The sequence below is a fragment of the Rhizobium sp. USDA 3886 genome, assembly GCF_056279785.1.
This window is the reverse complement of record NZ_JBWCDC010000001.1, coordinates 991648-1009348: the sequence shown is the minus strand read 5'-3', so window position 1 is coordinate 1009348 and position 17701 is coordinate 991648. Positions and strand designations below refer to the sequence as shown.

At 61.2% G+C, this 17701-nt stretch carries 16 protein-coding genes and 1 pseudogene; 12 read left to right on the top strand and 5 right to left on the bottom strand.

Going from position 1 to position 17701, the window contains the following annotated elements:
- Positions 1-121: 121 nt before the first annotated feature.
- Together thrS and ACZ9BX_RS05205 are read left to right on the top strand one after the other, a co-directional pair.
- Positions 122-2125: a threonine--tRNA ligase gene (gene thrS / locus ACZ9BX_RS05210; protein WP_476216181.1), complete on the top strand. Its 2004-nt coding sequence runs from the start codon at positions 122-124 to the stop codon at positions 2123-2125.
- Between the two features lie 68 nt (positions 2126-2193).
- Positions 2194-3021 carry a lysophospholipid acyltransferase family protein gene (locus tag ACZ9BX_RS05205; protein ID WP_476216179.1) on the top strand — a complete coding sequence of 276 codons (828 nt, stop codon included), beginning with the start codon at positions 2194-2196 and terminating at the stop codon, positions 3019-3021.
- Positions 3022-3023: 2 nt separating this feature from the next.
- On the opposite strand, the gene ACZ9BX_RS05200 is transcribed toward ACZ9BX_RS05205, so the two are convergent.
- Positions 3024-4121: a hypothetical protein gene (locus tag ACZ9BX_RS05200; protein ID WP_476216177.1), complete on the bottom strand. Its 1098-nt coding sequence runs from the start codon at positions 4119-4121 to the stop codon at positions 3024-3026.
- 113 nt (positions 4122-4234) lie between these two features.
- On the opposite strand from ACZ9BX_RS05200, the gene ACZ9BX_RS05195 reads away from it, so the two are divergent.
- The 3 genes from ACZ9BX_RS05195 (at position 4235) to ACZ9BX_RS05185 (ending at position 6683) form a co-directional block, all read left to right on the top strand.
- On the top strand, positions 4235-4819 hold the full coding sequence (locus tag ACZ9BX_RS05195; protein WP_476216175.1) for a nitroreductase family protein: 585 nt from the start codon (positions 4235-4237) through the stop codon (positions 4817-4819).
- A complete protein-coding gene (locus tag ACZ9BX_RS05190; protein ID WP_027513159.1) occupies positions 4819-5451 on the top strand; it encodes a flavin reductase family protein in 633 nt (210 codons plus the stop codon). Before ACZ9BX_RS05195 ends, ACZ9BX_RS05190 begins: the two co-directional genes overlap by 1 nt.
- Positions 5452-5543: 92 nt before the next feature.
- Positions 5544-6683, top strand: coding sequence for a DUF2336 domain-containing protein (locus ACZ9BX_RS05185; RefSeq protein WP_476216172.1), 1140 nt, complete (start codon positions 5544-5546; stop codon positions 6681-6683).
- A gap of 2 nt (positions 6684-6685) precedes the next feature.
- Here ACZ9BX_RS05185 and ACZ9BX_RS05180 read toward each other — a convergent pair whose 3' ends face one another.
- Positions 6686-7099 (bottom strand): hypothetical protein, encoded by a 414-nt coding sequence (locus tag ACZ9BX_RS05180; protein ID WP_476216171.1) that lies wholly within the window; start codon positions 7097-7099, stop codon positions 6686-6688.
- Positions 7100-7217: 118 nt separating this feature from the next.
- On the opposite strand from ACZ9BX_RS05180, the gene ACZ9BX_RS05175 reads away from it, so the two are divergent.
- Complete coding sequence (locus ACZ9BX_RS05175; protein WP_476216170.1) at positions 7218-7676, top strand: GNAT family N-acetyltransferase; 459 nt, start codon at positions 7218-7220, stop codon at positions 7674-7676.
- Here ACZ9BX_RS05175 and ACZ9BX_RS05170 read toward each other — a convergent pair whose 3' ends face one another.
- Complete coding sequence (locus ACZ9BX_RS05170) at positions 7677-8873, bottom strand: AI-2E family transporter (protein ID WP_132568289.1); 1197 nt, start codon at positions 8871-8873, stop codon at positions 7677-7679.
- A gap of 232 nt (positions 8874-9105) precedes the next feature.
- Here ACZ9BX_RS05170 and ACZ9BX_RS05165 point away from each other — a divergent pair, with 232 nt between their 5' ends.
- Entirely contained in the window at positions 9106-9561 is a 456-nt protein-coding gene (locus ACZ9BX_RS05165; protein WP_476216169.1) for an OsmC family protein, read from the top strand.
- Positions 9562-9564: 3 nt separating this feature from the next.
- Here the strand turns inward: ACZ9BX_RS05165 and parE are convergent, their stop codons facing one another.
- Positions 9565-11625, bottom strand: a complete 2061-nt coding sequence (parE, locus tag ACZ9BX_RS05160; protein WP_476216168.1) for a DNA topoisomerase IV subunit B — start codon at positions 11623-11625, stop codon at positions 9565-9567.
- A gap of 219 nt (positions 11626-11844) precedes the next feature.
- On the opposite strand from parE, the gene ACZ9BX_RS05155 reads away from it, so the two are divergent.
- The 5 genes and pseudogenes from ACZ9BX_RS05155 to ACZ9BX_RS05135 all read left to right on the top strand — a co-directional run.
- A complete protein-coding gene (locus ACZ9BX_RS05155) occupies positions 11845-12729 on the top strand; it encodes an alpha/beta hydrolase (protein WP_476216166.1) in 885 nt (294 codons plus the stop codon).
- Between the two features lie 134 nt (positions 12730-12863).
- Positions 12864-13634, top strand: a complete 771-nt coding sequence (gene tpiA / locus ACZ9BX_RS05150) for a triose-phosphate isomerase (RefSeq protein WP_132568285.1) — start codon at positions 12864-12866, stop codon at positions 13632-13634.
- A 104-nt stretch (positions 13635-13738) separates the two neighbouring features.
- On the top strand, positions 13739-14203 hold the full coding sequence (secG, locus tag ACZ9BX_RS05145) for a preprotein translocase subunit SecG (protein WP_027513150.1): 465 nt from the start codon (positions 13739-13741) through the stop codon (positions 14201-14203).
- Positions 14204-14344: 141 nt separating this feature from the next.
- Entirely contained in the window at positions 14345-15973 is a 1629-nt protein-coding gene (locus ACZ9BX_RS05140) for a CTP synthase (RefSeq protein ID WP_476216164.1), read from the top strand.
- Between the two features lie 74 nt (positions 15974-16047).
- A pseudogene (locus ACZ9BX_RS05135) lies at positions 16048-16513 on the top strand (SRPBCC family protein); the annotation flags it as partial.
- Between the two features lie 56 nt (positions 16514-16569).
- On the opposite strand, the gene ACZ9BX_RS05130 reads toward ACZ9BX_RS05135, so the two are convergent.
- Positions 16570-17658 (bottom strand): citrate synthase/methylcitrate synthase, encoded by a 1089-nt coding sequence (locus ACZ9BX_RS05130; protein WP_476216162.1) that lies wholly within the window; start codon positions 17656-17658, stop codon positions 16570-16572.
- Between the last annotated feature and the right edge of the window lie 43 nt (positions 17659-17701).

The window sequence follows — 17701 nt, the reverse complement described above, 5'->3', positions numbered from 1 at the left end:
AGGGTCTGCCTTTACTCAAACGCCAAATCTCGGTATCAGGCGGCAGCGCGTTCGTGCGGACGAAGCGCTTCATTGCAACCACCCGCATTCGTAGGCGGGACTGGACAAGGAGAATATCGATATGTCCCAATCCGTTTCCCTGACTTTCCCCGATGGCAATCAACGCAACTTCGACACCGGCACGACCGGCCGCGACGTTGCCGAATCCATTTCCAAGTCGCTTGCCAAGAAGGCCGTCGCCATTGCGATCGATGGCACCGTGCGCGACCTTTCCGATCCCGTGACGACGGGCAAGATCGAGATCATCACCCGTAACGACACGCGCGCGCTGGAACTCATCCGCCACGACGCAGCACACGTCATGGCGGAAGCCGTGCAGGAGCTTTGGCCCGGTACGCAGGTGACAATCGGCCCGGTGATCGAGAACGGCTTCTACTACGACTTCGCCAAGAACGAACCCTTCACGCTGGACGATCTGCCGAAGATCGAAAAGAAGATGAAGGAGATCATCGCTCGCAACGCGCCCTTCACCAAGCAAGTCTGGTCGCGCGAGAAGGCGAAGGAAGTGTTTGCCGCCAAGGGCGAGCAGTACAAGGTCGAACTCGTCGATGCGATTCCGGAAGGCCAGGATCTGAAGATCTACTATCAGGGCGACTGGTTCGACCTTTGCCGCGGCCCGCACATGGCATCGACCGGTCAGATCGGCTCGGCTTTCAAGCTGTTGAAGGTTGCAGGCGCCTATTGGCGCGGTGACAGCAACAATCCGATGCTCTCCCGTATCTACGGCACGGCCTTTGCCGAGCAGTCCGAACTCGACAACTACCTTCACATGCTTGCCGAAGCCGAGAAGCGCGACCATCGCCGCCTCGGCCGCGAAATGGACCTGTTCCATTTCCAGGAAGAGGGCCCGGGCGTCGTTTTCTGGCATGGCAAGGGCTGGCGCATCTTCCAGGCGCTGGTGGCCTATATGCGCCGGCGTCTGGCCGCTGACTATCAGGAAGTCAACGCGCCGCAGGTTCTCGATACCTCGCTCTGGGAGACCTCTGGGCACTGGGGTTGGTACCAGGAGAACATGTTCGCGGTGAAATCGGCGCATTCGCTGACGCATCCGGATGACAAGGAAGCCGACACCCGCATCTTCGCCCTGAAGCCGATGAACTGCCCGGGTCATGTGCTGATCTTCAAGCATGGCCTGAAGTCCTATCGCGAACTGCCGATCCGTCTTGCGGAATTCGGCACGGTGCATCGCTACGAGCCGTCCGGTGCGCTGCACGGCCTCATGCGCGTGCGCGGCTTCACGCAGGACGACGCGCACATCTTCTGCACCGACGAGCAGATGGCCGCTGAGTGCCTGAAGATCAACGACCTGATCCTCTCGGTCTACAAGGATTTTGGCTTCGACGAGATCACCATCAAACTCTCCACGCGCCCGGACAAGCGCGTCGGTTCGGATGAACTCTGGGATCGCGCCGAGAGCGTCATGATGGACGTGCTCACCACGATCCAGCAGCAGTCGAACGACATCAAGACCGGCATTCTGCCGGGTGAGGGCGCGTTCTACGGCCCGAAGTTCGAATATACGCTGAAGGACGCGATCGGCCGCGAATGGCAGTGCGGCACCACGCAGGTCGACTTCAACCTGCCGGAACGCTTCGGGGCCTTCTATATCGACAGCAATTCGGAGAAGACGCAGCCGGTGATGATCCACCGCGCCATCTGCGGTTCTATGGAACGCTTCCTCGGCATCCTGATCGAGAATTTCGCGGGCCATCTGCCGCTTTGGGTTTCGCCGCTGCAGGTCGTGGTCGCGACGATCACCTCGGAAGCGGACGGCTATGGCGCGGAAGTTGCCGAAGCGCTGCGTGAGGCAGGGCTCAACGTCGAGACCGACTTCCGTAACGAGAAGATCAACTACAAGATCCGCGAACATTCCGTTACGAAAGTTCCCGTGATCATCGTCTGCGGCAGGAAGGAAGCCGAAGAGCGCACCGTCAACATCCGCCGCCTCGGTAGCCAGGAGCAGACCTCGATGCCGCTTGCCGAGGCGATCGAGAGCCTTGCTTGGGAAGCGACGCCGCCGGATATCCGCCGCAAGATCGAAGCCAAGAAGGCGATGGCTGCCTGATTTCTGTCAGACGGCTGTCATCGCTTTGAAATATAGCCGTCCGGTCTTTTACGAGAGGCTGGGCGGCTTTGCGATTCAAACAGCTATCTTATGCGAGTGAAAGCGATCCGCGTCTCAAGCGCTGGCTGATCCGCTCGATCGAGGGGCTCTCCGGGCGCGACCGTTACGTGCGGCTCTACGCTATCTGGCGCCGCGATATCGTTCCGACGCGCGAGCGCGTCTTCGGCAAACTGCTCGATCTCCTTGACGTCCGCCTTGACATCAATGGCGCGTGGCCGCCGGAATCGACCGCAGACCGGCCGCTCGTCATCGTCGCCAACCATCCGTTCGGTATTGGAGACGGCATTGCCGTGCTGGCTCTTGCCGAACAGCTTGGACGACCATTTCGCGTTCTCATCCACAACGAATTGCTCAAGGTTCCGGAAATGGCGGCCTATTCGCTTCCGATATCCTTCGATGAGACGAAAGAGGCCGTCGCCCTCAACATGGAGACGCGCCGGGCGGCGGTCCGGCTTCTGAAGGAGGGCGTTGCCGTCATCATCTTCCCGGGCGGCGGCGTCGCCACCGCAAAAAACGGCTTCGGCCGGGCCGAAGATCTGCCCTGGAAGATGTTTCCTGCCAAGCTCGTCCAGGCGGCCGGTGCCAGCGTTCTGCCAATCTATTTCGAAGGCCAGAACGGGCGGCTCTTTCATATCGTCAGCCGCTTCTCGCCGACGCTCCGCCTCTCACTGCTGATCCGCGAATTCCGCCGGCTATCGGGCAAGACGATTGTCGCGCGTGCGGGCCAGGTACTGCCTTATGAAAAACTGCGAAGGAACGACCGCAAGGATCTGCTGGCGGCGCTTTACGATGCGGTCTTTTCGTTGGATTTCGGCACCAAACGAAAGCGCGTCTGAATTCAATCGGCGTCGGCGCCTGCCGTGCCGTTGCCCGGCAGCAGTTGCTCGTAGGAAGGCAACGGCGCCGGTGCGGAATTCTGCGGCTCGCCGGCGGCTGATGGCTGCGGTTCCTGCTGCAGCGTCGTCGCGGCGCTTGCCGGCTCCTGCGGCTGCTCGTTCTTCATCAGCACTTCGACATCGGTATTCTTGCCGGCCTCGACCTTGAAGTCGCGTTGATAGATCTTGTCCTTGTTGCGCGCGACGGCGGAATATTCGCCTTCGGCCAGAACCATCGTCGGAAAAGCGCTGACGCTTTCGCCGACGCTGTCGCCCGCGGCCGTCAGGATCGACCAGGCCGTATCGGCGATCGCTTCGCCACCGGCTTCGGAAACCAGCTTGAAGGTGATCTGCGCCGCGCGGTGCTGGATGGTCGCTTCCGTGAGCCCTCCGGCTTCCACCTGGATATCGGCGCGGATGACGGCGTTGACGTCGCCATATTCGGAAACGATGTGATAGGTGCCGGCATTCAGCCTGACGACGGTGTTCGGCGAGACGTCTGCCGTCACCAATCCGCGTTCGCCGTCATCACGGACTTCCGACGAGTAGATGGAGAAGCGCAGCTGATCCGGGCGGATGCGAACGTCGGAGCCGGAAATCGCGTTGAGCAGCAGACCACCCGCATCGAGCACCATCACTTGCTTGTCAAGCTTGCCGCTGTCGGGAACATTCACCTTGCGTGTGACGCCGGCGCGGCCGAAGGAGACGTTCACCAGATAGTCGCCCGGCGCCAGCTGGAAAGCCGCCGACCCGCCGCGCGCGCTCGCCACCAGCGGCAGCTTGCCGTCGGCGCCGGCGATCGGGCTGAACACGTACCAGGAGAGGCCATCTTCCAGCGGCTCGCCGTCGGCCGTCAGCTTCGCATCGATCTCGACCTCCTGCAACGCGACTCCTTGAGGCGCGCTGCCGGGGGCGATGAACGCGTTGAGCTTCGGCATTTTTGCCGTCGTATCGAGCTGCTTAAATTCCTTGAACGCGTCCTGCGCGCCTGCGCCGAAAGGCAGCGAAGCCGCCAGAACAAGTGCAAGGGCCATACGCGCAAAAGGCAAAATGCCGAGCATGTCTTTCCTGAACAGATTGACTTCTGAAATCACAGAGGCCACTTCAAGACCAACGCGATGGCAAATTCAAGACCCATCCCTACCGCTGTCATGAAAATGAAAGTTTCCCCCGCATGAAATCCGATATCAAGTTGATCGATTACCTCACCGTGCGCCGTTCCATCCCTGCCTTCCAGATGTGCGAACCCGGACCGGAGAAGGCGGAGATCGAGGAAATCCTCCGTCTGGCATCTCGCGTTCCCGACCACGGCAAGCTCGCACCCTGGCGCTTCATTGTCTATCGCGGTGAAGAGCGTGTTCGCATCGGCAAAGAGCTTCTGAAGCTAGCACTCGAAGCCAAGCCCGATCTTTCCGAGGAAATGATAGAGGTCGAGCGCGCGCGCTTCACGCGCGCTCCGGTCGTCGTTGCCGTGGTCAGCAAGGCCGGGCCGCATCTCAAGATCCCGGAATGGGAACAAATCATGTCGGCCGGTGCCGTTTGCCTCAACATCATTTTCTCGGCGAATGCCCATGGCTGGGTCGCAAACTGGCTGACCGAATGGTTCGCTTACGACGACCGTGCATATCCGCTGCTTGGGGTCCAGCCCGGCGAAAAGGTTGCCGGCTTCATCCATATCGGCTCGACAGAGTTTCCCGCGGTTGAACGCCCCCGCCCGGAACTCACCGAGACGGTCACCTGGGTCGGCGGGGAAGATTGATGTTCTATCCGACCGACAGCAACATGCACGGCCTCTCGCACGATCCGTTCAAGGCGATCGTCACGCCGCGGCCGATCGGCTGGATCGGCACAAAGGGCAGGGACGGCTCGCTGAACCTTGGCCCCTATTCCTTCTTCAACGCCGTTTCCGACCGGCCGAAGCTGGTGATGTTTTCCTCCAGCGGCCGTAAGCACAGCCAGCGCAACGCTGCGGAAACCGGGGTCTTCACCTGCAATTTCGTAAGCCGCAATCTTGTCGAGCAGATGAACCTCTCGTCGGCAACCATGCCTTACGGCGTCAACGAATTCGAACTAGCGGGACTTACGGCAAAGCAGGGCGAGCTTGTCGATGCGCCCTATGTAGCCGAAGCCTTCGCGGTGCTCGAATGCAAGGTGACCGAGCTGATCGAACCCAAGACCCTTTCCGGCGAACCTTCGGAGAGCGTCATGGTTTTCGGTGAAGTTGTCGGCATCCATATCGATGAATCGATCATCCGCGAGGGACGCCTGGACATGTCGATCGCCCGGCCTGTCGCGCGCATGGGGTATATGGATTACAGCGAAGGCAGCGACGTCTTCGAGCTGCTGCGCCCGCAAGTGCCGAACGATCTGATCGCGGCGGGCAAGGGTTAATGAATATGGTGAACCAATCATAAACCATTTGCCGATAGCCTCGTTCCAAAGGTAGAGCGCGAAGGAATCGCGTTCGAAGGTTGGGGCGTAATGTGATCGTAGAAGCTTTTCTGCGCTGGGTTGAGACTGCCAAGGCTGGAGACAGGGCCCGCGCCGCAAGCGCACTCGGCCGGGCCTATCTGCAATCCGAAATGCTTCCCGAGGAGCGCCGTGCCGCCGAAATGGCAATGACCTTCCTGCTCGACGATCCGTCGCCGGGCGTGCGCCTGGCGCTGGCGGAGGTGATCGCCTGGTCGAGCGACGCGCCCCGCGGTATCATTCTTGCCTTGGCCGAAGACCAGCCCGAGATCGCCTGCCACGCCGTGACGTGCTCTCCGCTGCTCTCAGACGCCGATCTGGTCGATCTCGCAGCCCGCGGCGGCAGTGTGACCCGCATCCTGATTGCCGCACGTGCGTCGATATCCCGCGCCGTTTCGGCCGCTCTGGCGGAAGTCGGTGATGAAGAGGACATCCTCTGCCTTCTCGAAAACGAGGGTGCCGCGATTGCTCCGGCATCCCTGAAGCGCATTGCGGAACGGCTGGGCGACTGCTGCGATATCCGCAATCTGCTGCTTGATCGCGCCGATCTTCCAGCCGATGCCCGTCAACTGCTGACGCAGCATGTCAGCAATGCCTTGGTCGCCCTGCCGCTGGCGCGGGCGGTTATCGGTCTAAATCGTCTGCAGCGCATCAGCCGCGAGGCGACCCAGGCGGCTGTCGTATCGCTCGCAGGCGACATCCAGCCGCGCGAGATCGCCGATCTCGCCGAGCACCTGCGTCTTACTGGTCATCTGACGCCGTGCTTTCTCATGCATGCCCTCTGCTCCGGCAAGGTGGATTTCTTCGCGGGCGCCATCGTCAATCTTACCGGCTGCACCGAAAAACGCGTTCGCTCGATCCTCGCCACCGGCCGCATGCATGCGGTACGTGCCCTCTACGAGGCGGCCGGGCTCAACCGCGAGATCAGCACAGTGTTCGTCGAAGCGACGCTTCTCTGGCGCGAAGCGTCCAAAAAGACCGGAGGCACCATGCTTGCCAATGTGTGCGGCAGGCTGCTCGAACGCTTCCGTCACCACGACGACACCCATAACGCCGTCGGCGAGCTGCTCGATCTGGTCGAGAAGCTTCACATCACCGAGCAACGCCAATCGGCGCGCAGCTACGCTTCGCTGACGGCGCTCGCCGCCGCCTAGTCTTAATTCTTGAAACGCTGAACGGCCCAGGAATAGCCATCCGAAACAAAGTGTACCGGCTTCTCCAGCGTATGCTTGACGCTTTCGCCGGTGGGCAGGCGTGTGCGCACTCCATCGGCAAAGCGGAGAGCGAAAGCGCGGATGCCGGTCTTTTCGATGTCCTGAACCGTCGGCACCGGGGCAGGGGTGGCGTTGGCAATTTTGGGCGGCTCCGCCGCGACAGCGGGCTTCGGTGCTTCGCAAACAGCGATCACGGTCGGGTAGTTGGCATTGGCAAAGGATTTGAGCCGCTTTTCCGACTCGGCGTCGCACATCGCCACCGTTTCCCAGCGCTTATCGATCGTTGCGACATAATTACATTGCGTGACCGAGTCATTGCAGCCGAGGATGGTCATGGCGACGAAGACCGCTTGCATAATCGAACCCTTTGATTATTGAAATTCCTTGCCTTAGACGAGGCAATTCCAACCGAAAGATGGCGGCCACATTAACCTTTCGTCATGCGCCGCCGCCGCCGCAGAAACTGAGAACACCATGTCTGTCACCGTCGCTCTTGAATCGCCGCGCCAACCGGAAATCATCCGCCTTCTCGACCTTTCGGATGCCTATGCGCAGTCGCTCTATCCTGCTGAAAGCAATCACCTCGTCGGTCTCTCGACCCTGGAGAAGCCTGCCGTAAGTTTCTTCGTTGCGCGGAATGCAGGAGCAATCGTCGGCTGTGCGGCACTCGTGGAAGCAGGCGACGGCACGGCGGAGATCAAGCGCATGTTCGTCGATCTGGAGGCGAGGGGACTGAAAGTCGCAAGCCGCCTGATGGACCGGCTCGAGGAACGTGCCCGGGAACTCGACCTCGATGCGCTCCGGCTCGAGACCGGCATCTACCAGCCGGAGGCGATCGGCCTTTACCGCAAATACGGCTATGCCGACATCGGGCCCTTCGGCTCTTACCTGCCGGACCCGCTCAGCCTCTTCATGGAGAAGCGGCTGAAATGATCAGCCGTCTGCAGCGCGCTGCACCGGCGGTGCGTGCTCGTCGATCATGACCTCGGGGCCAAGGCCCGCGGTCTGGTCGCTGGTCTTCACTTCATGCATCCATTCGCGCCAGATCGCGACGAGCAGCGCCATCAGGACCGGGCCGATGAAGAGGCCGAGGAAGCCCATGGTCTTCACGCCGCCAACGAGGCCGAAGAAAGTCGGCAGGAAGGGAAGCTTGATCGGGCCGCCAACGAGCTTCGGACGCAGCGTCTTGTCGACGATGAAGAGCTCGACCGTGCCCCAGGTGAAGAGCGCAACGCCGGCAACATGCGATCCGCTGGCAACGAGATAAATCGAGACCAAGGTGAAAGAGAGCGGCGCGCCGCCCGGGATCAGGGCCATGATGCCGGTGAGGACGCCGAGTGTCACGGGCGAGGGGACGCCTGCGATCCAGTAGGCGACGCCGAGCACGATACCTTCGCCGATCGCGATCAGCGTCATACCCATGACAGTCGAGCTGATTGTTGCCGGAACGACGCGCGAAATCCGCTCCCAGCGATTGGGCAGGATGCGCTCGCCAAGCATGTCGATCTGACGCGAGAAGGACGCGCCGTCGCGGTAGACGAAGAACAGCGCGATCAGCATGAAGAGCAGCGTCAAAAGCAGGTGGAACGACGCGCCGCCGGCTGCGAGAACCGCGCGGTAGATATTGCCGATGTTGGCGCCGCTGACGGCCTGTATGACCTCGCCGACGGAGCCGGGACTGCCGATATATTTCGCCCACAGATCGTCGAGATAGGGCCCTGCAAAGGGCAAAGCGAGGATCCACTGCGGCGTCGGCGCGCCTTGCCGGTTGGCGTGAATGATCCAGGCGACCCATTCGCGCACCTCACCTGTCGTATAGGTGATCGCAAGTCCGATCGGAATAACGAGGAAAGTGACGATCAGAAGGATCGCGATCGTGGCAGCGATCGTCGTATTGCCGCCGACGCGCGCGAGAAGCCTGCGATAGAGCGGCCAGCTCGCGAAACCAATGACGAGTGCGGCCAGCACCGGAACGACGAAGCCGTAGAAGAAATAGACGCCTGCCGCGACGATGAGGATCAGCAGCCAGCGGGCAGCAGAAATCGAGGGAATGAGCGGCGTACGTGTAGACGCGGAAGGCCCAAGCCACCGCGGCTCGCCAGGCAGTTTCTTGTTGTTCGAGAGGCTCACGTCGCTTTTTATTCCTTCTTCTCAATCACGGATATGCGCCATACGGGGGCCGGACGCAAGCATATCGATCGTCTAAGGGCCGGTCTCGTCCAATCGAAAGGTGCGCCAAGCCGTCAGGCAGCGACATATCTTAAACCTCTATACGGAATGTGACGGAATTTCCTCTGAACCTTGATAGCCGGTGAAAATGGCGGCAGGTTGGGCATCAGGATTCATAGGGATCGTTCGAACGATGACGACATTTTCAGCAGAAGTATCATGGCAGCGCGGCAAGGGCAGTTTCACGGACGGCAAGTACAGCCGCGGCCATGTGTGGAAATTCGACGGCGGCCTTTCGGTGCCTGCCTCGGCATCGCCGCACAACGTGCCGCTTCCATACGCGGTCGCCGAGAACGTCGATCCCGAGGAGGCCTATGTTGCGGCGCTCTCCAGCTGCCATATGCTGTTTTATCTGTGGCTCGCCTCCAAGAAGGGCATGGTCGTCGACAGCTATGTCGATGCGGCGACCGGGATCATGGAGAAGATCGACGGAAAAATGCTCGTCAGCCGCGTCGAGCTGAAGCCGGCGGTGGTCTATGCTGGCGAAGCGCCGAGCCGCGAGATGGAAAAAAAGCTCCATCACGAGGCCCATGATCTCTGCTTCCTCGCCAACTCGGTGAAGACGAAGATAGACGTCCGTCTCGACTAGAGTTCAAATATCGAGGTTTTCGGCAAAGGCGGCACGCTCCTGAATGAAGCGGAAGCGCGCGTCCGGCTTAGTGCCCATCAGGTCGTCCACCGCCGTGCGCGTTCCCTCGAAATCAACTTCGTCTATCACCACGCGCAGCAGAGTCCGCTTGCTGGGGTCCATTGTGGTTTCCTTGAGCTGCGCCGGAAGCATTTCGCCGAGACCCTTGAAGCGGCTGACCTCGATCTTCCCCTTGCCCCTGAATTCCGTTTCCATCAGCTCCTGCCTGTGGGCGTCGTCGCGCGCGTAGGCGGACTTGGCACCCTGGGTGATCTTGTAGAGCGGCGGCACGGCCAGGAACAGGTGGCCGCCGCGCACAAGCTCGGGCATCTCCTGGTAGAAGAAGGTGATCAGCAACGACGCGATGTGAGCGCCGTCGACGTCGGCATCAGTCATCACGACGATGCGCTCGTAACGCAGGTCTTCCTCTCGATATTTGGAACGTGTGCCGCAGCCGAGCGCCTGTACGAGATCCGCCAATTGCTGGTTGGCGCCGAGCTTTTCGCGGCCGGCGCTCGCTACGTTCAGGATCTTGCCGCGCAGAGGCAGGATCGCCTGATTGGCGCGGTTGCGCGCCTGCTTGGCGGAGCCGCCTGCCGAGTCACCTTCGACGATGAAGAGTTCGGCACCCTGCGCCGTGTTCTGTGAGCAATCGGCCAGTTTGCCGGGCAGGCGCAATTTGCGCACGGCCGTCTTGCGGTTGACTTCCTTTTCCTTGCGGCGGCGCAGACGCTCTTCGGCGCGCTCGATGACCCAGTCGAGTAGCTTTTCGGCCTCGTTGGGATTGTCCGCCAGATAGTGATCGAACGGATCGCGAAGCGCGTTTTCGACAATGCGCTGCGCCTCGACGGTCGCGAGCCTATCCTTGGTCTGGCCGACGAATTCCGGCTCGCGGATGAAAACCGAGAGCATGCCGACTGCGGAAATCATCACGTCATCGGTGGTGATCTGCGCGGCGCGCTTGTTCTGCGTCAGGTCGGCATAGGCCTTCAGGCCCTTGGTCAACGCGATGCGCAGACCCGCTTCATGCGTGCCGCCCTCGGGCGTCGGAATGGTGTTGCAGTAGGAATGGATCTGCTGGTCGCCGCCGTACCAGGTGATGGCCCATTCGAGCGAGCCGTGGCCACTCGCCTTCTCCGTCTTGCCGGCGAAGATTTCGCGGGTGACGGTGAATTCCTTGCCCATCGTAGCCTGCAGGTAGTCCTTCAGGCCGCCGGGGAAGTGGAAGACTGCCTTGTCCGGGATTTCGGAGCCTTCCGGCAGGACGCCTTCGTCGCAGCTCCAGCGGATTTCGACGCCGCCAAAAAGATAAGCCTTCGACCGCGCCATGCGGAAGACGCGCCCGGCATCGAACTTCGCATGGTCGCCGAAAATCTGCGGATCGGGATGGAAGCGCACGCGGGTGCCGCGGCGGTTATGCACATCGCCGAGCTCCTCGAGGCCACCTTGTGGCAGGCCGCGCGAGAAGCGCTGGCGGTAAAGCTTGCGGTTGCGCGCCACTTCGACCTCGAGATCGTCGGACAGCGCGTTAACGACCGAAACGCCGACGCCGTGCAGACCGCCGGAGGTCTCGTACGCCTTGCCGTCGAACTTGCCGCCGGCATGAAGCTTGGTCATGATGACTTCGAGCGTCGATTTGCCGGGAACCTGTGGATGGTTCTCGACCGGGATGCCGCGGCCATTATCGCTGACCGTCAGGTAGCCCTGGATATCGAGATGCACCTCGATGAAGTTCGCATGGCCGGCGACCGCCTCGTCCATTGAGTTGTCGATGACTTCGGCAAAGAGATGGTGCAGCGCCTTTTCGTCCGTGCCGCCGATATACATGCCAGGGCGCATGCGCACCGGTTCCAGCCCCTCCAGAACGCGGATGGAGGATGCGCCGTAGTCGTCCGAGCCCGCAGCCGACGGGGCAGGGCGCGGAGCAGAGGCCGCAGGCCTTTCGGGGGGTGCGGCGGGCTTTGCAGCCGCCTCCTGCTTGGGCGTCAGGGGCATTCCGGAGAAGAGGTCGTTGCTGTCATCCATGGAGTCGTTCAGATCTTCAATCCTGTTTTGGGCTGGAACCTCCGAGTGAGGACACGACCCAAAATCACCGCGTTTGATGTCACGTTAGCGAATCAGGCAGATTCTGCCAGAAAGCGCCTCGTTACGCGACGCCGCCCGATTTGGCGGAATTCTGTGGAATTGGTTTGCGTTGCCGGGCCCGGAATGGCAAGCGGCCTGATGTGTTAGGAAACCGCCCGCATGAGAATGTCCACAAGTCATTGCACGATTATCGCCGCAATTGCGGCCTTTTTCCTGTCCGCCGGTATCGGCACCGCCGCAGCCGATGCTTTACCGCCCTACAAGGACGAACTTTTCTCCAGACAGAACGTGCTGCAGACTACCGACGACGGCGCCTTCGAAGCCATCGAATACGACGAGATGCGCGACATCAACGGCCGCGACCAGATCCCGGAAAAGCGCGCGCAGCAGAAATACGTGTCGCTCGGCGTGCGCAAGCAGCAGCAGGACGAAACATTGTCACTCAATGGCCGCAGGGTGGATGTCACCAGGGTGGGACCGGGAGACAATGCGGCGTTCACCGTCATCTTCATCCACGGGCGTAACGGTGACCGTCGGCTCGGCGCCAACGACTACAGCTTCGGCGGTAATTTCAATCGCCTCAAGAACCTCGCGGTAGCCAATGGCGGCGTCTATTATTCACCGACCGTGCACACGTTCGACGGCGAGGGCGTAGCAGACATCGCCGAACTGATCCGTGATGCGAGCGAGAAATCCGGCCACCGCCCCGTGATCCTTTCGTGCGCCTCCATGGGCAGCCAGATTTGCTGGGGTATTGCGCGCGACCCAGGCAGCGTCAAGCGGCTGAAAGGCATGATCGTCCTGAGCGGCGTCACGGATCCGGATTTCGCAAGGAGCGCGTTCTATAAGGCGAGGCTACCGCTTTGGTTCGTCCATGGCAGCCGCGATCCGGTCTATGCGGCTGCCGGCCAGCAGGCGTTCTTCAAAAGGCTTCATGAGACGAAATACCCTGCCCATTTCACGCTCTTTCAAAACGGCAACCACGGCACGCCGATCCGGATGATCGATTGGCGAAGAGTTTTGAACTGGTTCCTCGCCTCCTAGGCAAAGCGTCGAGCAGATTTTACGCATTTTGCGCGTCAAATCTTCTTATTTCCCTTACGTAAGCGGCGGATCGCTTTCCTTTCCGTGATGCTTTTGCTAAGGCGCAGGCTTACGAGAAAAGTTGGAAGGCTGGCATGACACCTGACGTGCGCCCGCTCGTGGCGGGAAACTGGAAAATGAACGGCATGCGCGCCTCTCTCGATCAGATCAAGGCGATTGCGGAAGGCGTGAATTCGCCGCTCGCCAAGAACGTCGAGGCGCTCATCTGCCCGCCCGCGACGCTGCTCTATGTCGCGACCGCGCTTTGCACCGACAGCCCGCTGGCGATCGGCGCGCAGGATTGCCATCAAAACCCGTCGGGTGCTCATACCGGCGATATCTCAGCCGAGATGATCGCCGATTGCTTCGGAACCTACGTGATCGTTGGCCATTCGGAGCGCCGGACGGACCACGCCGAGACCGACCATCTCGTCCGCGCCAAGGCCGAGGCTGCCTTTGCCGCCGATCTCACCGCCATCATCTGCATCGGCGAGACGGCCGACCAGCGCAAGGCAGGGCAGACCCTCGACATTCTCAAGCGGCAGCTTTCGGCCTCTGTACCGGATAGCGCGACACCCGAAAACACCGTGATCGCCTACGAACCCGTCTGGGCGATCGGCACCGGCCTCACGCCGACGGTGCAGGACGTCGAGAAGGCGCACGCCTTCATGCGTTCGGAACTTGTCGCCCGCTTTGGCGCGAATGGCGGTAAAATCCGCATCCTCTATGGCGGCTCCGTCAAGCCCGGCAATGCCGGGGAACTGATGGGCGTTGCCAATGTCGACGGCGCGTTGATTGGCGGCGCGAGCTTGAAAGCATCCGATTTCCTCGCCATCTACGGCGCATACGAAGCGCTGCTCGCGTGATGACGTGTATATTCTGGGCCTAAGGGCTTGGAATAGCGGATCACCTCATGTAAACAGCGCCAGATTTTATTCGATGCCCGCCGCATGCGGGCAGGACTGGACCCATGCAGACAGTATTGATTGTCATCCACCTCATGATCGTGCTGGCGCTTGTCGGCGTCGTGCTCATCCAGCGTTCGGAAGGCGGCGGCCTCGGCATTGGCGGCGGCTCCGGCTTCATGTCGGCGCGCGGCACGGCTAATGCGCTGACACGTACCACCGCCATCCTTGCCGCGCTGTTCTTCGTCACTTCGCTCGGCCTCGGCATCCTGACACGTTATCAGGGCAGCCCGACCGACATTCTCGACCGCATCCCGGCAACGAGCGGGCAGGGCAATGGCATTCTCGATTCGCTCGGCGGCGGCACTCCGCAGCAGCCCGCGAACCAGCCTGCCGGCAATGGCGTTCCGAATGGCGGCACAGCAGCTCCTGCCGGACAGGCACCGGCTGCCAACGCTCCTGCGACGCAGACCGCACCGGCGGCACCGGCTGCTCCGGCCCAACCGGGCGGCGTCCCGACCGGGCAGTAAGCCGGTCGACGAAATAAACCGCCGGCAGGCCCCAGGGTCTGCCGGTTTTCTTTTGTTCAGATTCCATGCCGGCGCCAAAAGTTCTGGAAAAGAATTTTTGGGCTGGTGGAATCGTTTTTGAAAAGGTATCCGGTGACTCCCATGGCGCGATACGTATTCATCACTGGCGGCGTGGTTTCCTCTCTCGGTAAAGGAATTGCGGCTGCGGCTCTCGGAGCGTTGTTGCAGGCCCGTGGTTATCGGGTGCGGCTTCGCAAACTCGACCCCTATTTGAACGTGGATCCGGGCACCATGAGCCCGACCCAGCACGGCGAAGTCTTCGTCACCGACGACGGCGCGGAAACCGACCTCGATCTTGGCCACTACGAGCGCTTCACCGGGCGTTCGGCAACCAAGACCGACAACATCACCACCGGCCGCATCTACAAGAACATCATCGACAAGGAACGCCGCGGCGACTATCTCGGCGCCACCGTCCAGGTCATTCCGCACGTCACCAACGAGATCAAGGATTTCGTAGTCGAGGGAAATGACGATTACGATTTCGTCATCTGCGAGATCGGCGGCACGGTCGGCGATATCGAGGCGATGCCCTTCATGGAAGCGATCCGCCAGCTTGGCAACGACCTGCCGCGCGGCACCGCGATCTACGTCCACCTGACGCTGATGCCCTACATTCCGGCCGCCGGCGAGCTGAAGACCAAGCCGACGCAGCATTCCGTCAAGGAACTGCAGGCGCTCGGCATTCATCCCGATATCCTGCTGGTGCGCGCCGACCGCGAAATTCCGGAAGCCGAGCGCCGCAAGCTCTCGCTCTTCTGCAACGTCCGTCCGTCCGCCGTCATCCAGGCGCTCGACGTCGCCAACATCTACGACGTGCCGATGGCCTATCACAAAGAGGGCCTCGACGGAGAAGTGCTTGCCGCCTTCGGCATCGAGCCGGCGCCGAAGCCGCGCCTTGAGCCGTGGGAAGAGGTCTGCAATCGCATCCGCACGCCGGAAGGCGAAGTCACGATCGCGATCGTTGGCAAGTACACCGGTCTTAAGGACGCCTACAAGTCGCTGATCGAAGCCCTGCATCACGGCGGCATCGCCAACCGCGTCAAGGTCAATCTCGAATGGATCGAGTCGGAGATATTCGAAAAGGAAGATCCCGCGCCGTACCTCGAAAAGGTCCACGGCATTCTCGTTCCTGGCGGCTTCGGCGAACGCGGTTCGGAAGGCAAAATTCATGCGGCCCGGTTTGCCCGCGAGCGCAAGGTGCCGTATTTCGGCATCTGCTTCGGCATGCAGATGGCGGTCATCGAAGCAGCACGCAATCTCGCTAACGTCGAGAATGCCTCCTCCACCGAATTCGGCCCTACCAAGGAACCGGTCGTCGGCCTGATGACAGAGTGGATCAAGGGCAATGCGCTGGAGAAGCGTACAGCAGCCGGCGACCTCGGCGGCACCATGCGCCTCGGCGCCTACAAGGCGGCGCTGAAGAAAGGCACGAAGATCTCCGAAATCTACGGATCGACCGATATTTCCGAGCGCCATCGCCACCGCTACGAAGTCAACGTGGATTACAAGGACCGCCTGGAAAACTGCGGCCTCGTCTTCTCCGGCATGTCGCCGGACGGCGTGCTTCCGGAAACGATCGAGTATCCGGATCATCCGTGGTTCATCGGTGTCCAGTATCACCCGGAACTGAAGTCCCGGCCGCTCGACCCGCATCCGCTCTTCGCAAGCTTCATTGAAGCCGCCACCGAGCAGAGCCGGTTGGTCTGAGCAACAAAAGGCCGCTTCGCGACATTTGCGGGAGCGGCCTTTAAAACAGGTGCCCCTCTGCTATCTTGCGCCGCATGAGCGCAAACCGCAGCACTACCGTCTCCCGCATCATCCACGCGCCGCCGTGCGATATATGCTGCCTTCCTCGATCCGGAAGCGCTTGCCACCTGGCTTCCACCTGGTGATATGCGCGGCATCGTCCATGAATTCGAGGGCAGGGAAGGCGGTGCCTTCAACATGTCGCTGGTCTATCCGGATGACGAGACGGAGATGACCGGCAAGACCTCGGAAAAGACCGATACCTTCCGCGGACGGACCGCCAAGCTCATTCCGGATGCCCTTGTCGTCTGGAAGACGGTGTTCGATTCACTGGATCCGGCCTTCGCCGGAGAGATGACGGTCCGCACCCATCTCGTCCCTGCGGCGGGTGGCACCCAAGTCACGATGGTAACCGAGGATATTCCGGAAGGAATTCGCCTGGAGGATAACGAAACCGGCTGCCTTCAGACGCTGGAGCAGCTTGCCGCCTATGTCCGCGGCTGGGCCGGAGAAGCTGGGCCCGGCGGCAGGCGTGAACCTACCGCCGGAAACCCTGTTCATGCAGCGAGCGGCAAGAGCCCGACATAGACCGATTTCGGCCTGATCAACCGGCCTTCGAGCAGCTGTTCGCGCGCATGCGCAATCCAGCCGACGGTGCGGCCGATCGCAAAGACGCCGGTGAAGGCCTCGCGCGGGAAGCCGAGCGATTCCAGAAGCAACGCCGTATAGAATTCGACATTGACGTCCAGCGGGCGATCCGGCTTGCGTTCCTTGAGGATGGCGAGCGCCGCCTTTTCGATCGCCTCCGCCAGCGCTATCCGTTTCCGGTCGACCTGGCCGGTTGCAACAAGCGGCTTCAGCGCATTTTTCAAGGCGTCGGCACGCGGGTCGCGGACGCGATAGATGCGATGGCCGAAACCCATCAGCCGCTCGCCGCGATCAAGGGCAGTGGCGAGCCATGTTTTCGCATGGTTCTTCGTTCCGATCGCATCCAGCATATCGAGGACCGGTCCCGGCGCGCCGCCATGCAACGGTCCCTTGAGTGCGCTGAGCGCCGCAAGCACCGAAGAGGTGAGGCCGGCATGCGTCGAGGCGATTACGCGCGATGCGAAAGTCGAGGCGTTCAACCCGTGATCGGAAATCGTCACCAGATAGCCGTCCAGCGCAGCCGTCTGTTCGGCGCTTGGCATCCTGCCCGTCATCATGTGCAGAATGTCCGCGGCTTGCGAAACCGAGGCGTCCGGCGGAACGGGCTTCTCTTCGCGTTGCATGCGCAACACCGCCGGCAGGAACACGGCGGGTGCCGCGAGGAGCCTCAATACCGTTTCGAAATCCTCGCCGTCTGGCAAACGAGCAATCAGCGCCCGCATCGCATCGACCGGCGGCAGCTTCAAAAGCGCTTCATCCATGGCCCAGACATGCGTGAAAACTTCCGTACGCATACGGCCGAGGCGGGTTTTCAAGTCGCCGGCGGCAGCGGGGACGTCCAGCAGCTCATCGAGCAACAGGGCTGCGGTATCCTCATAGGTCGCGCGCTCCACGAGGCGATCCAGCGACACCCCACGAATAATCAGGCGGCCGAGTTCTCCATCCACATCCGATAATCGGGTTTCTGCGGCAATGACGTCTTCAAGTCCGTTCTTCATGGGTGCTTCTCCTTTACGAGGAGAATGATCGGGCCTAGTCTTA

Excerpts from the sequence above, each read along its gene's own strand:
- ACZ9BX_RS05130 (WP_476216162.1), bottom strand. The coding sequence starts at position 17,658 with ATGAAGAACGGACTTGAAGACGTCATTGCCGCAGAAACCCGATTATCG.
- tpiA (WP_132568285.1), top strand. The coding sequence starts at position 12,864 with ATGACACCTGACGTGCGCCCGCTCGTGGCGGGAAACTGGAAAATGAAC.
- ACZ9BX_RS05180 (WP_476216171.1), bottom strand. The coding sequence starts at position 7,099 with ATGCAAGCGGTCTTCGTCGCCATGACCATCCTCGGCTGCAATGACTCG.
- ACZ9BX_RS05155 (WP_476216166.1), top strand. The coding sequence starts at position 11,845 with ATGAGAATGTCCACAAGTCATTGCACGATTATCGCCGCAATTGCGGCC.
- ACZ9BX_RS05195 (WP_476216175.1), top strand. The coding sequence starts at position 4,235 with ATGAAATCCGATATCAAGTTGATCGATTACCTCACCGTGCGCCGTTCC.
- ACZ9BX_RS05165 (WP_476216169.1), top strand. The coding sequence starts at position 9,106 with ATGACGACATTTTCAGCAGAAGTATCATGGCAGCGCGGCAAGGGCAGT.
- ACZ9BX_RS05190 (WP_027513159.1), top strand. The coding sequence starts at position 4,819 with ATGTTCTATCCGACCGACAGCAACATGCACGGCCTCTCGCACGATCCG.
- ACZ9BX_RS05175 (WP_476216170.1), top strand. The coding sequence starts at position 7,218 with ATGTCTGTCACCGTCGCTCTTGAATCGCCGCGCCAACCGGAAATCATC.
- thrS (WP_476216181.1), top strand. The coding sequence starts at position 122 with ATGTCCCAATCCGTTTCCCTGACTTTCCCCGATGGCAATCAACGCAAC.
- ACZ9BX_RS05200 (WP_476216177.1), bottom strand. The coding sequence starts at position 4,121 with ATGCTCGGCATTTTGCCTTTTGCGCGTATGGCCCTTGCACTTGTTCTG.
- secG (WP_027513150.1), top strand. The coding sequence starts at position 13,739 with ATGCAGACAGTATTGATTGTCATCCACCTCATGATCGTGCTGGCGCTT.
- parE (WP_476216168.1), bottom strand. The coding sequence starts at position 11,625 with ATGGATGACAGCAACGACCTCTTCTCCGGAATGCCCCTGACGCCCAAG.
- ACZ9BX_RS05140 (WP_476216164.1), top strand. The coding sequence starts at position 14,345 with ATGGCGCGATACGTATTCATCACTGGCGGCGTGGTTTCCTCTCTCGGT.